Origin of the sequence: Pseudomonas sp. JZ134, from assembly GCF_051027695.1 — a bacterium.
GTDB lineage: Bacteria > Pseudomonadota > Gammaproteobacteria > Pseudomonadales > Pseudomonadaceae > Chryseomonas > Chryseomonas luteola.
The window spans coordinates 1,404,246-1,417,155 of record NZ_CP069250.1; the positions used below are offsets into that span (position 1 = coordinate 1,404,246).

The window sequence follows — 12,910 nt, forward strand, 5'->3', positions numbered from 1 at the left end:
GGCAGCTGAATCGATTTTTTAAATATCTTGTGTGGAGGTAACGTGAGAACTAAAGAAGGTGCATCGAAACGTCGTCGAGAGGGCGTATCGATCATGGAATGGCTGGTTATTGGCGTCCTCTCGGCTTATATCGTATTCAGTCTTACCGTTTTCGCACAGAAGCAGTGGAATTCACTGACTGAAGTGCAAAAAGAGCAGATCATCGAAGACATCAGCCGTGCTGCCCAAGAAACGCCGCTGCTGACCTGATTACGCTTCTTTCAAGCCCTGTGGCTTTTACCGCATAAGAATAAAAGCAAAACTACTTCATAGGATCCTGTTTAGCGGATCAGGGTATTTATTTGCCTTTGAAAAGAATATTGGGCCGTTATTTTAAATGGATTCAATGTTTCTATGCGGTTTGCTCAACAATAAAGTATTTCTGAAACCCTCAAGATAGAGCCTGTCTTGAGGGTTTTGTTTATACCAATGCACTTATATCAATTAAGTTTGATAGTTTGCTCGTGGCTTGCAACATTAATAATGACGCTAGCAAGTTGGCTCAAAGTAAACGGCTTGCTCAATACTGTAAGATTGCCCGCAGAGAGCGCAGCTGAGTCCGCATATCCCGTCATCAGCACAATCCTGAGCTCCGGTTTGATGGCCAGACTCTGCTTGCACAGCTCCATGCCTGTCATGCCGGGCATGGCATAGTCGGTCAGAAGCAGGTCTATCCCGTCTCCATCATGTAACTGCTGTATCGCTTCCTGCCCGTTTGCCGCCTCGATGTGTTCATAGCCTAGCTCCGATAGCATGGCGGACGTTGAATGACGTACCTGTGGGTCGTCATCCACCAGCAGAATCCTTAACGGGATTGGAGAGGAAAGGTCTACGTTTACCGGCTCGCTCATTGCCTGTACCGGCTCTGAAGTACGAGGCAGGTAAAGAGAGATGCACGTGCCGTGACCTGGCTGGCTTTGTATTTCAACGTCTCCCCCAAACTGACGAACCGTGCCATAGACCTGGGCCAGGCCCAGTCCTGTTCCCTTGCCCTGTGCTTTGGTGGTGAAAAAGGGCTCGAACACGTGGCTGAGCACCTCCTGAGACATGCCTTCACCGGTGTCAATAAGGCTGATACGTATGAGCTCGCCTCGTCCCAGGGAGGCCGGGCGACTATCCGAGGCACCTATGTTCTGTGTCTGAATGGTCAGGCGTCCGCCGCCGGGCATGGCGTCCCGCGCATTCACTGCCAGGTTTACGATAGCCAACTCAAACTGGTCAGAATCGCTTTGTGCGGGCCAGAGGCCTGCTTGAAGGTTCATCACCAGTTCTACGGTGCCGCCAAGGGTGGCGTGCAACAGGGCCTGCATACCTTGTAGGATCGAGTTGAGGTCAACGGGGCGGGCATTGAGTCGCTGCTTACGCGAGAAAGCAAGCAGCTGCGCGGTCAGCCTGGCGCCTCGATTGGCGGCCTGCTGTGCATTTTTCAGCAAGCGACTCGTACGCTCGTCGTGAGTACGCCGCTCCAGCAAATCCAGCGAGGCGATTACGACGGCAAGTAGGTTGTTGAAGTCGTGAGCCACGCCCGCCGTCAGCTGACCGATCGCATCCATCTTTCGCGACTGGGCCAGCTGCTCCTCGGCTTCCTGGCGCAGGTGCGCCAGCTCAAGGGTAGATTGAACCCTGGCCTTGAGCTCCCGGGCGGAAAAGGGCTTGACAAGGTAGTCATCTGCACCGGCTGCCAACCCATCCACACTGGCCTCTTCACCGGCACGTGCCGAGAGCATAATGATGGGCAGGGTGTTAAGCAGCGGATCTTCCCGTAGCTTGCGTACCAAGCCGAATCCATCCAGTTGGGGCATCATCACGTCGGTCAGTAACAGGTCTGCTCCGTACTGCTGCAGAACCTCAAGCGCGGCGGCTCCATCTGCAACCGCAACAACGTCATGATCAGGCTCAAGCAGGCGCTGAATGTAGGCGCGCATATCCGCGTTGTCATCGGCTAGCACAATACGGGCACGCCGCTTCATGGGATCCCTTGCTGCGACCATCACCGCTCCAGCCGCCTGGGTTTCCAGCCGCGGAGTCACGGGGTCATCAACCAGCCAGCGCAAGGCCTCCTCTACAAACGGTGCCGCTCCAGGGCTTTCGCTCGCACCGGATGCACTATCCTGAAGCGATTCGTCCGGGAGATGACGGCTGCCAAAGGGAATTCTCAAGGTGAACGTGGTGCCGTGGTTCAGCTCGCTGTTCACGGATACCGAGCCACCATGCAGTGCAACCAGCTCATTCACCAGGGCCAGGCCAATACCTGAACCTTCATAGGAACGGCTCTTGGTGTCCTCGATTCGGTGGAAGCGCTCAAAAAGACGGGGAAGGTGCTCTGCAGCAATGCCGACCCCGGTGTCAGCTACGGTCAGCTGAACATGGGTATCGGTCGAGCTCAGTTCCAGGCGGATCTGGCCGCTGAACGTAAACTTGAACGCATTGGATAATAGATTGAGGACCACCTTTTCCCACATCTCCCGATCGACAAAGACGGGCTCGGGGAGGGTGGGGCAGAAGACATCGAAACGAAGACCCGCCCGCTCGATAGCCGAGCGAAAACTGCTTGCCAGATCTGCTGTAAAAGATGCCAGATCCGTAGGCACGAACCGGGCTTGCGAGCGGCCTGCTTCGACACGGGAGAAGTCCAGTAATGTGTTGACCAGCCGCAGTAGGCGCAGGGCATTGCGGTGCGCTATGGTCAACTCACCCCGAACCTCGGGCGTCAGGGTTTGTGTTCCAAGTAGATCCTCAAGTGGACCCAGCATGAGTGTCAGGGGGGTTCTGAACTCATGGGATACGTTGGAGAAGAACTGAGTCTTGGCACGGTCCAGCTCAGCCAGCATCTCGGCTCTCTGCTGTGCCTGTTCATACGCACGGGCATTGCGCAGGGCCGTCGAAACCTGCCCTGCGACCAGTGTGATGAATGTGGCATAGGCATCATCCAGCGCACGGCTTGGACTGATCCCCACGATCAGGACCCCTAGCGGCTCGGCATCACTTTCGCCAGCGATCGGCATGATATGCGCCGAATCGACAGGGTCCTGCCAGAGGCCACCATGAAGCCCCAGCGCATCTGAAAGCCCGGTAATGGTTTGGGCTTGCCCAGCCAAGACCTGTTTGAAGGGCCACAGCGGCTCAGTTGCGGTGCTGCCTACAGACATGGTAGAGGGCACATGAGCCCCCGGGTCTATGGGCGTCGCGGCAACCAGATTCAGCGTCTCTTCAGGGCCTTTTAGATAAAGCAGTGCAAAAGGCAGATCCAGCGGATCACTGGCCAGTGCGGCTCCAATGTCCCTGCCGGTGGTTTCGACACTTCGAATTTCACCGGCCTGTGTTGAGAGATCGCTCAGCAGCTTCAATCGGCGCTCGCCTACAACCTGCAGAGTGACTTCGCTACACACAGCCAGCATGCCGACAATGCTTCCTTCGTCATTTTCGGCTGGTGCATGGGAGACGCTGAAATAGGCTTCTTCGCGGTAGCCTGCGCGGTCCATCAACAGAGGAAGGGCTGCGGTCCAGTTCGCCTGTCCACTTTCCATGACCCGTTCGATCATAGGACCAAGGGTATCCCAGTTTTCCGCCATGGTAATGCGGATATCCTCGCCCAGCGCTCGGGGATGTTTATCGCCGATCAGCTTGGCGTAGGCATCATTGTAGATCTGCGTAAATGCAGTACCCCAGGTAAGGATCATGGGGTACTGAGACGAAAGAAGGGTACGGACCGTTGAGCGAAGGCTCTGTGGCCAGGTAGATACGGCGCCTAGTGGTGTTTTCGACCAATCGAGGTCCCTTGCCAGGGCACGTATCTCACCAGGGCCACGAAACAGAGTTAGAGCAGAAGCGTTATGTGAGGTCATGTGACAGGATAACAGGCGGCTCCCGGATTATCCGGGACACAAAGTGTATTAAATCCATGCTTCGCCGATGAACTCAACTGTCCGTTGTTAGGAATCAGTCATTGATCAACAGGCATCCAGCCCAGGCGCTGCTCGATCGCGGTGCGATAAGGCGTTCTGATTTCAAGCGGAAGCTGCCTGACATAGTTGCAGGCATGGTCTCGAATATCCCCTTTAAGCCCATCGAGATAAGCAATGGCTTCATCAACAGAAGGCATACGGTCCTCTTCGTCCCTCGACTTGGGAGGCAAAGCCGTCCAGACCACGGCATCCAGCTCCCTGTGGTCAGCCCAGGCTCGAATGCGTTCACCATAGGGACCTTCGTATTCGCCTGGAATACTGCCTACGTATTCAGGGCGTTCACGGTTGATCTGCTCGCGATCACGTAGCAATTCACGGGCGATATCAATGTCCTGAACATTCAACAGTGCCCAGAACGTGGGGCTATCCGGTGCGTTTGAAGACAAGGCAACCGCTAATTCTCCACCGTCACAGGTGCGGCAGAGCTCTACCGGCAACCTTGGACCATCGTTCATCCAGGCAGAAGCCAATGGAAGCGGGCCAGGCTTCCAGATCAGGGAGCCCCAAGCAAGACAAGCAATACGCATGCTGAATACTCGCGGTTGGAATCGGATGGGATTGGGTTGCGAAGGCAACATACAGGTTTGAAGGTAAGAAACCGTTTCGGTTCAGCACAACCGACCGGGGGCAGTCTGGCGGGCAATCCTATAGAATAGCCGAGCCTAGAAACTCGCTGAGTAATCGAATGAACGACTCCAAATCCAAAGTACGCCCATTAACCTGGATCGGCCTGGTGCTGTTCGTAGGCGGAGTAGTGGGGCTGGTAACGGCTCTGGTGCCGCTGATCGGTCCTGAAAGAGCGCCTCGTGACGCGGGTCACCTGACGCCCCTGGTCCTGTCGGCAGTTGTCCAGTTCATCGGTTATGTACTGCTCAATCGCAACCGTTTTCGTGGACGTAAGCAGCCAGGAAAGCGCTGATTTCCCTTGAGGTCATATAGCCATCTCATCTGTTTCTTGGCTCCATCCTGTCTGAGCTTCCAATCGCTGCGAACGAAATCACAGAAAGCGAGTCGGAAGGAATCGTTACGACTGGGTTGAAGTCCTTTAAGGATGACCGGGCCTTGAGCGTAGCGATGTCAATCAGGGTTCGGCATGGCGTGCAGCCGTGAGTGCTGCCGGGCCGGAAAAGGATGAAGATTCATGCGCAAGACAATCGTGATGCTTTCCCTGGCGCTCCTGGCAGCGTGTACCCATGGGAACAAGAATGACCAGACCGCTCAGGATGTGCAGATTGAGCGGTACATGACCGAGCAGCAACTCGTAGGCTCGATGGGTAAACCGGATCATATACAGAAGGAAGGGTCGCTGACCGTCCTTGTTTACAGGGACCGGTTGCTCAGCATGTCAGCCGATCGCTCGGATTATTCCTTTATCTTTGACGGGGGCCACCTCGTCGAATACACCCCTGGAAGGGTCAAGGTGCAGACCCAGAACGGCACGCCAAAGATTACAGTGGAGCCTGCCTGACTGTAGGGAGTAGGGCAGCGGAAAGGGAGGTTTCTTTCCGCTGCCTAACTGTCAGGCTTCCTTAGCCTGACAGGCCGCTGCCGTAAAGATCACATCGGTGGAAGAGTTCAGGGCGGTTTCTGCCGAGTCCTGAACCACCCCGATAATGAAGCCTACCGCTACCACTTGCATGGCGATTTCACTGGGAATCCCGAACAGGCTGCAGGCCAGTGGGATCAGCAGCAGCGAACCGCCCGCGACGCCTGACGCACCGCAGGCACAAACCGCGGCCACTATGCTGAGCAGAAGAGCCGTCGGAATATCAACGGAAATACCCAGTGTTTCGACTGCAGCCAGTGTTAGCACAGTAATGGTAATGGCTGCGCCAGCCATATTAATCGTGGCGCCTAGCGGAATCGAAACCGAATAGGTGTCCTCATGCAGGCCCAACCGTTCGCACAAGCCCAGGTTGACCGGTACGTTTGCAGCCGAGCTACGGGTGAAGAACGCTGTGATGCCACTCTCGCGCAGGCAGGTCAGGACAAGGGGGTAGGGGTTGCGTCGTGTTTTCCAGTACACGATGAGCGGGTTAACCACAAAGGCCACCAGCAGCATGCAACCAATCAATACGACCAAAAGATGCAGGTAACCCGCCAAGGCATCAAACCCGGACGTTGCCAGGGTCGAGGATACAAGACCGAAAATACCGAGCGGCGCAAAGCGAATCACGAAGCGGACAATACTCGAAACGCCATCCGCCAGATCAGTGAACACGGTACGGGTCGTCTCGCTGGCATGACGGAAGGCAATGCCCAGGCCAATGGCCCAGGCCAGAATGCCCATGAAATTAGCATTGATAAGCGCGTTGACCGGGTTATCGACGATGCTCAGCAGCAATGTTTGCAATACGCTGCTGATCCCTTCCGGCGGGCTGATATCGCTGGTATGGGCGACCAGCGTCAAGGTCGATGGGAAGAGAAAGCTGGCTAGTACAGCAATTACCGATGCAGACAGCGTCCCGATTACATATAACCACAGGATGGGTTTGATATGGGTAGGTTGTCCCTGCTTGTGATTGGCAATGGAGGACGCTACCAGAACAAATACCAGAATCGGCGCAACCGCTTTCAGGGCTGTGACGAACACGGAGCCGATGAAACCTGTGGCCTGGGCCGCAGAGGGCGCAACGAGCGCAAGCACGATGCCGGCGATCAGTCCGATGAGAATCTGCATCACCAGACTGGAGCGCATCAGCCAGTTCAGAAAGGGGTTTGTAGCTTGGGTCATGGCAAGATCAACTTATAAGGAAGCGGGGCGATGTTGGCAAAGACGGGGTTCGTGCGTTCCCTTCACGCGAGTTGAATACACGCCGTACAGGATCAGTCTGTCCCGCTAAAGGTTCGTTTTTCACGTACGGCCATTGAGCGAAGCGACGGATTTTAAAGGTATTTGCCTGCTTTTGGACACTAAAAGCGCAAAAGCCGATCGCCAGCAAGGCGTAATGGCCTATTGATACAGGGTCGTTGAATGCGTTTGTGGAGCGCAACCCTGACAATCTTGCCTTATACGGGCTTATTCAGACGCCTCGTGATATGAGTCATGCCCTTCGGGAGAGGGGCATGATTCTTAGTCTCCTGACGCGCATCAATCTTGAGCCTTGATCATCTCTTGAATCTTGCTGGCCAAGGCATCCACATTGAACGGCTTGGTAATGATCTCCATGTTTTCGCCCAGGTAGCCTTCGACCTGGGCGCCTTCGGCATAGCCTGTCGCAAACAGGATCTTCAGCTCCGGTCGCAGGGTTCTGGCTACATCGGCCAGCTGGCGGCCGTTCATTCCCGGCAGCCCCACGTCGGAGATCATCAGATCGATCTGTTGACCATTTTGTAGCAGAGGAATCGCCTGCTGCGCATCGACCGCCTCAAGCGAGCTATAGCCCAGCTCATCGAGCACTTCGACGATCAGCGAGCGGACAATGGTTTCGTCCTCCACCACCAATACAGTCTCGCCGGAGCCTTTAAGCAATTGTCTTTCGGTATTGATCGCGTGCTCATCCAGCGCGCCACGGTATCGAGGTAGATATAGCCTGACGCTTGTACCTTTGCCCTGTGTGGAGAAGATACGGACCTGTCCCTTGGATTGTTTGGCGTAGCCATAAATCATGGACAAGCCAAGGCCGGTACCCTGACCGATGGGTTTGGTGGTGAAAAACGGATCAAAGGCGCGCTCGATAACCTCTGGGCTCATGCCCGTCCCGGTATCGTTTACACACAGTACGACATAGTCACCTGGCGCCAATGTCAGGTGTGGATCGTCAGTGTGCTCATCAAAGTGCGCCGAGGAGGTGGCAATAGTGATCGTTCCGCCCTCCGGCATGGCATCACGGGCATTGATCACAAGGTTAAGCAGCGCGCTTTCCAGCTGATTCGTATCGGTAAGCGCCGGCCATAATCCTGCTGCAAGCGTCGTATCGAGGGCTATCTTTTCACCAATGGTGCGTCTGAGCAGCTCCTCCATCGACGCAACCAGGGTGTTCAGGTTGACCGGTTTGAGATCCAGAGCCTGGCGCCGCGAAAAAGCCAGAAGGCGTTGGGTGAGGGCGGCTGCACGCTGCGCCGACGTGACGGCAGCGCTCATATACCGTTCCAGGTCCTGGGCGCGCCCTGATTCATAACGGCGTTGCATCAGGTCCAGCGAGCCGATAATGCCCGTCAGCAGATTGTTGAAGTCATGGGCGATACCGCCGGTGAGCTGACCGACAGCTTCCATTTTCTGGGATTGACGAAGTTGATCCTCAAGCTGACGCTGCTCGGTAATATCTCGACCCACCGAATAGATCAATCCTTCCTCGGGTACGGCTGTCCAGGAGGTCAACCTATAGTTGCCATTCTGGTGGAGCAGGCGTACCTCGTAGGAACGGGCCCGCCGTTCCTGATCGATGATGCTGAGCCCATGCGTGACGCGGTCAACATCATCAGGATGAATGAATTCAAGATAGTTTCTGCCAAGCAGATCGTTTTCCGACCAGCCTAGCGTCTCGTACCAGGCCTCGTTCACCGAAATGAGTCGGCCATCCAGTTGGCAGACCTTCATCAGATCGTTACTTAAACGCCAGATTCGATCACGCTCGCGCGTGCGTAGCTCAATCTGCTTTTCAAGCTCCTCCCGTGAACGGGAAAGGACCTCGCGAGCATCGATGATGTCCTGAATATCGGTCGATGTACCAAACCAGCCCTCGACCGCACCACGCTCATTACGTACCGGCTGAGCCCGCCCGAGCACCCAGCGGTATTGGCCGGAGCGATGGCGAAGCCGAAACTCTGTGCGGTAGGGCTCACCACTTGTGAGGCATTGCTGCCAAGACGCCCAAGTGGTCTCCCGATCATCGGGGTGAACCATCTCAATCCACTTGTCACCATCGGTATGTTCTGGCACCGATCCGGTGAATTCGTACCAGCGCTCGTTGAAGTAGTAATGATGACCATCCGGGCGACTGGCCCAGACCATCTGGTCAATGGAGTTCGTGATGGCCTTGAAGCGTGCTTCGCTTTCCGACAAGGCGGCTTCGGCCTGCTTACGCGCGGTGACGTCCAGAAAGAGCACAACAAAGCGGGTAGGGTCCAGACGCCTTAACCAGGACTCGAACCAACGACCTTCCAACGCCTGCAGCTGCAGTTCAAAATGTACGGGATCGTTATGACGTATGAAGCGTGCATAACCCTCTATCAGCGTGTCATCGATATGAGGTAGTGCTTCGCGGAGGGTCCGGCCTTGCACTTGCTCAGGCGGAAGCCCGGTTAGCTGGCTGAACGCTGGGTTGACCTCGATAAAACGGAAGTCAACCATATGGCCTGTTGCGTCCAGGATGGGCTCTGCAACGAAAAACCCTTCCTGCATCTCCTGGGTAAGGTTGCGCAAACGAGCATCGCTTTCAAGGCGAGCCTGCTCGGCCCGCTTGCGATCTGTAATGTCGTAGCACACGCCAAAATAACGCATGCCTTCACGAGTATTGACCAGAATAGGCTCGCCTCGACGAGCCATCCAGCGTTCCTCTCCGTTGTCAGGCCTGCGGATACGATACTCAACGTAATCCAACGCACCCTCTAAAAACTCATGACTGTTGGTGATAACACGTGCGCGATCTTCAGGGTTGATGAGTGCAATCAGCTCCTCGATCTGAAAGCTCTCCTGCTCAGGCAGCCCCCAAAGCTGGCACATCTCCCGAGACACGGTTATGCGTCCTTGAGCCGGGTGCAATTCGAACGTTCCGATCTCTCCTACCTGTTGAGCCAGTCGAAGGCGCTCTGCAGCAAGACGCTCGGGCGTACGGTCACGCAGGATCTTGGAATAGCCCATCAGCACGCCATCCCTGCGCAGCGCACTCATCTCGCCGCTGGCCCAGAAGCGTGTGCCATCCTGCTTGATATGCCACCGCTCATCCTTAGCGCAACCGCACTGGGCGGCTTCTGTCATCTCAACGTTAGGCCGATCCTGTGCACAATCTTCTGGTGTAAAGAAAATAGATATCGGCTGACCAATGGCTTCGGCTGCCGTCCAGCCCAGGACCTTTTCCGCGCTGGGGTTCCAGTCCACGATGGTCCCTGACAGGTCGGACACGACCACGGCATAGTCAGAGGTATTGGCCAATACCAGTTGGGCCAGTTCACCAGGGCTCAAGGCGCTAAGGGAGGATCTACCGGATTCCATAAGTAATACTTTTTTCTATCGGTTCATGATGTGACAGAAAAAGTAAGGGTTTATCCCATTGGTAAGACCAACGCCTCATGAGGCTGAGAATTGCTAGACGGCTTTGTTGTTCGATAGGACTCAGGAGGAACTTTAATAGCGAAGCGGTCTGCTCTCGAGCCATTCAAGCAGGGCAAGGGCCGGCATGGGACGAGCCATGAGGTAGCCCTGACCTTCATCGCATCCCCAGTTTCGCATCAGCTTGTAGATCTCCTCGGTCTCGATGCCTTCAGCCACTACCCGGTAGTCCATCTCCTTGGCCAGTTTGATCATGGCCTTGACGATGCGTTTATCCTTTTCCTGCCGAAGCGTATTGTGGATGAAGGACTGGTCAAGCTTGACCACAGACGCCGGAATATCCCGCAGATACGACCAGTTGCTGTAGCCCGTACCAAAGTCATCGATAGCGATGACGATCCCAAGATCATGGATGCGCTCCAGTTGACGCTGCACAACTTCGGTCTGCCGGATCAGGGCGCCCTCGGTAAACTCCACCTCCAACCGCTGCGCCGGCAGATCATATTCTCTGAGAAGGGCAGTCAGCGTATCGGTAAACACTTCATCGTCCAGGTCGGCCGCGGATACGTTGATGGCTACCGTCAGGTTCAGTCCCTGTTGTTGCCATGCCTTCGCCTGTTTGACCGCAGCCTTGAGTACCCACAGGCTGACTGAGCGAATCAGGAACGTCTTTTCAGCCAGCGGTATGAATTCGCCTGGGCTGATGTCGCCCAGCGTAGGATGACGCCAGCGGAGCAGGGCTTCTACAGACGTACACTCACTGGTAGCCAGCTGGATTTTAGGCTGGAAGTAGAGCCTGAGCTGATCGTCCGCCTGAAGCGCTATCGTCAGTGCGCTCAGCAGGCGAAAGGCGCGCTGCTGCGCGTGGTCGCGGCGCGGGCTGTACATCTCCCAGCCAGCATTGTTTTCCCGTGCATCGTCTGCCGCGCTGACCAGCGAACGTATCCAGTCCGTTGAGCGTGCCTTTTCCTTGTTAAGGACCAGAATGCCCAGACCTATCTGCGTCTGGATGGGAATGGTGTCGCAAACCAGCGGCGCCTCAAAGGACTCGAGGATATGCCTGTAAAGCGTTTCAGTTGCCTCCGTTTCGATGTTCGCCAATATAAAGGCAATGCGTGTAGGACTGATCCTGTAAAGTGCAAGATCCTTGGGTACAACAGCCTGTAGGCGGTCCCTGATCAGAAGCATGAGCCGTTCTGAAAACGTATAGCCCAACGCTTTGACGATGTCGTTGAGGATACGAGGCGCAATGACATCGACTGCCACCAGCGTGATCGGAAGATCCTGGTCCGAGAAAAAGCTCGAGACATCCCTTTCCAGGCGAGGGCGATTGAACAGGCCGGTCGGTAAATCAATGAAGTTGAGGTTGCGCAGCGTTTCCACACGCGTCATGACCAGCTCGGCAAGCTGACTCAGCAGCTTTACCTGATGCTTATCCAGGGAAGGCCGTGGCTTCGTGTCAATGATGCACAAACTGCCCAGCCCAAGGCCCTGTTGAGTCAGTAGGGGAGCGCCTGCGTAAAAGCGGATATGAGGCTCCCCCGTAACCAGCGGATTGTCCCTGAAGCGATGGTCTTGGGTAGCATCGCTGACCATGAAAAGCTCATCACTCAAGATGGCATGGTTACAGAAGGAGTGCTCACGCGGCGTTTCGCTGATGGTAAGCCCGACGCTTGCACTGAACCATTGCCGGTGAGTATCGATAATCGAAATCAGGGCAATCGGGACCTGAAACAACTCGGCAGCCAGCGCAACGATCTTGTCGAAAGCGCGATCCGGTTCCGGATTGATCAGGCACAGCTGCTGGATTTCTGCAATCCGCTCGGACTCGTTCGCGGGAGTGGGCACTAGGTTGTTCATGATTGTTATCAGGCGTGGGCTATTTTTGGATCATATGGGTTTTGTGATACATGTCAGATATTAAAAATTCCTACCAAGCGTTTAGAAAATGCCTGTTAAAGCAACGTCAAGATCGGCCGATAAGGTTGCACACGTTCAATCTGGAATGATCGTTCAACGGCACCTGAGGTCCTCAGGAGTGTCATGTGTCTCTATGACTGTATAGGCAATATGACCATGACTGTACCGATTGATTTTGCATCTCCTGCCCATGAAGTGGCGCATCAACTGATTGGCTGGGTTTTTACCGTTAATGGTGTAGGCGGGCGGATCGTCGAGACCGAAGCCTATGATCGCGAAGACCCAGCCTCCCATAGCTTTTCCGGGCTTACGCGGCGTAACGCCACCATGTTTGGGCCGCCAGGCCATCTCTATGTCTATCGCTCCTATGGCATCCACTGGTGCCTGAACATCGTCTGCTGCGACACGGGGCATGGGGCGGGTGTGCTGATCCGCGCATTGGAGCCCCTGGAAGGAATTGACATCATGCGTGAGCGCCGCGGACTCGATACGCTACGCCTGCTATGTGCAGGCCCAGGGCGTGTGTGTCAGGCTCTGGGAATTACCGGAGAGCACGACGGGCTTGTACTGGAGTGGCCAGGCCTCGAATTGGCCGCACCGACAGCGCCTTTTGAGACGATTTCAGGGCCACGGATCGGTATCACCAAGGCGCGCGATGTGCCCTGGCGGTTTGGTTTGAAAGGGTCCCCTTTTCTAAGCCGCAGCTTTCGCTAGTCTGACGGCTGGTCGCTACATACAGCACCTTTGGCGTGTCTGCAGGGTCGATTAAGACATC

The 12,910-nt window shown here is 55.5% G+C and carries 9 protein-coding genes; 4 read left to right on the forward strand and 5 right to left on the reverse strand.

Annotated elements, in window-relative coordinates:
* Positions 1-42: 42 nt before the first annotated feature.
* Entirely contained in the window at positions 43-249 is a 207-nt protein-coding gene (locus JQR86_RS06515; RefSeq protein ID WP_026003743.1) for a hypothetical protein, read from the forward strand.
* Positions 250-479: 230 nt separating this feature from the next.
* Here JQR86_RS06515 and JQR86_RS06520 read toward each other — a convergent pair whose 3' ends face one another.
* Together JQR86_RS06520 and JQR86_RS06525 are read right to left on the reverse strand one after the other, a co-directional pair.
* A complete protein-coding gene (locus JQR86_RS06520; protein WP_434154539.1) occupies positions 480-3,719 on the reverse strand; it encodes an ATP-binding protein in 3,240 nt (1,079 codons plus the stop codon).
* 263 nt (positions 3,720-3,982) lie between these two features.
* The gene (locus tag JQR86_RS06525) at positions 3,983-4,531 is read right to left on the reverse strand and encodes a hypothetical protein (protein ID WP_407362035.1); all 549 of its coding nucleotides are present in this window, start codon (positions 4,529-4,531) and stop codon (positions 3,983-3,985) included.
* Positions 4,532-4,689: 158 nt separating this feature from the next.
* On the opposite strand from JQR86_RS06525, the gene JQR86_RS06530 reads away from it, so the two are divergent.
* The gene (locus tag JQR86_RS06530) at positions 4,690-4,923 is read left to right on the forward strand and encodes a hypothetical protein (protein WP_010795051.1); all 234 of its coding nucleotides are present in this window, start codon (positions 4,690-4,692) and stop codon (positions 4,921-4,923) included.
* Between the two features lie 222 nt (positions 4,924-5,145).
* Positions 5,146-5,472 (forward strand): hypothetical protein, encoded by a 327-nt coding sequence (locus tag JQR86_RS06535; RefSeq protein ID WP_122042110.1) that lies wholly within the window; start codon positions 5,146-5,148, stop codon positions 5,470-5,472.
* Between the two features lie 51 nt (positions 5,473-5,523).
* Here JQR86_RS06535 and sstT read toward each other — a convergent pair whose 3' ends face one another.
* The 3 genes from sstT to JQR86_RS06550 all read right to left on the reverse strand — a co-directional run bounded on the left by sstT (position 5,524) and on the right by JQR86_RS06550 (position 12,075).
* Complete coding sequence (sstT, locus tag JQR86_RS06540; RefSeq protein ID WP_010795049.1) at positions 5,524-6,738, reverse strand: serine/threonine transporter SstT; 1,215 nt, start codon at positions 6,736-6,738, stop codon at positions 5,524-5,526.
* Between the two features lie 357 nt (positions 6,739-7,095).
* Complete coding sequence (locus JQR86_RS06545) at positions 7,096-10,158, reverse strand: PAS domain S-box protein (RefSeq protein WP_407362034.1); 3,063 nt, start codon at positions 10,156-10,158, stop codon at positions 7,096-7,098.
* Between the two features lie 132 nt (positions 10,159-10,290).
* A complete protein-coding gene (locus JQR86_RS06550) occupies positions 10,291-12,075 on the reverse strand; it encodes a sensor domain-containing phosphodiesterase (protein WP_434154540.1) in 1,785 nt (594 codons plus the stop codon).
* Between the two features lie 216 nt (positions 12,076-12,291).
* Between JQR86_RS06550 and JQR86_RS06555 the strand changes: the two genes are divergently transcribed.
* Entirely contained in the window at positions 12,292-12,849 is a 558-nt protein-coding gene (locus tag JQR86_RS06555; RefSeq protein WP_434154542.1) for a DNA-3-methyladenine glycosylase, read from the forward strand.
* Positions 12,850-12,910: the final 61 nt, after the last annotated feature.

What these genes read in the sequence shown, in the direction of transcription:
- sstT (WP_010795049.1), bottom strand. Translation starts at nt 6,738, where the DNA reads ATGACCCAAGCTACAAACCCCTTTCTGAACTGGCTGATGCGCTCCAGT.
- JQR86_RS06550 (WP_434154540.1), bottom strand. Translation starts at nt 12,075, where the DNA reads ATGAACAACCTAGTGCCCACTCCCGCGAACGAGTCCGAGCGGATTGCA.
- JQR86_RS06535 (WP_122042110.1), top strand. Translation starts at nt 5,146, where the DNA reads ATGCGCAAGACAATCGTGATGCTTTCCCTGGCGCTCCTGGCAGCGTGT.
- JQR86_RS06520 (WP_434154539.1), bottom strand. Translation starts at nt 3,719, where the DNA reads ATGATCCTTACCTGGGGTACTGCATTTACGCAGATCTACAATGATGCC.
- JQR86_RS06525 (WP_407362035.1), bottom strand. Translation starts at nt 4,531, where the DNA reads ATGCGTATTGCTTGTCTTGCTTGGGGCTCCCTGATCTGGAAGCCTGGC.
- JQR86_RS06555 (WP_434154542.1), top strand. Translation starts at nt 12,292, where the DNA reads ATGACTGTACCGATTGATTTTGCATCTCCTGCCCATGAAGTGGCGCAT.
- JQR86_RS06545 (WP_407362034.1), bottom strand. Translation starts at nt 10,158, where the DNA reads ATGGAATCCGGTAGATCCTCCCTTAGCGCCTTGAGCCCTGGTGAACTG.
- JQR86_RS06530 (WP_010795051.1), top strand. Translation starts at nt 4,690, where the DNA reads ATGAACGACTCCAAATCCAAAGTACGCCCATTAACCTGGATCGGCCTG.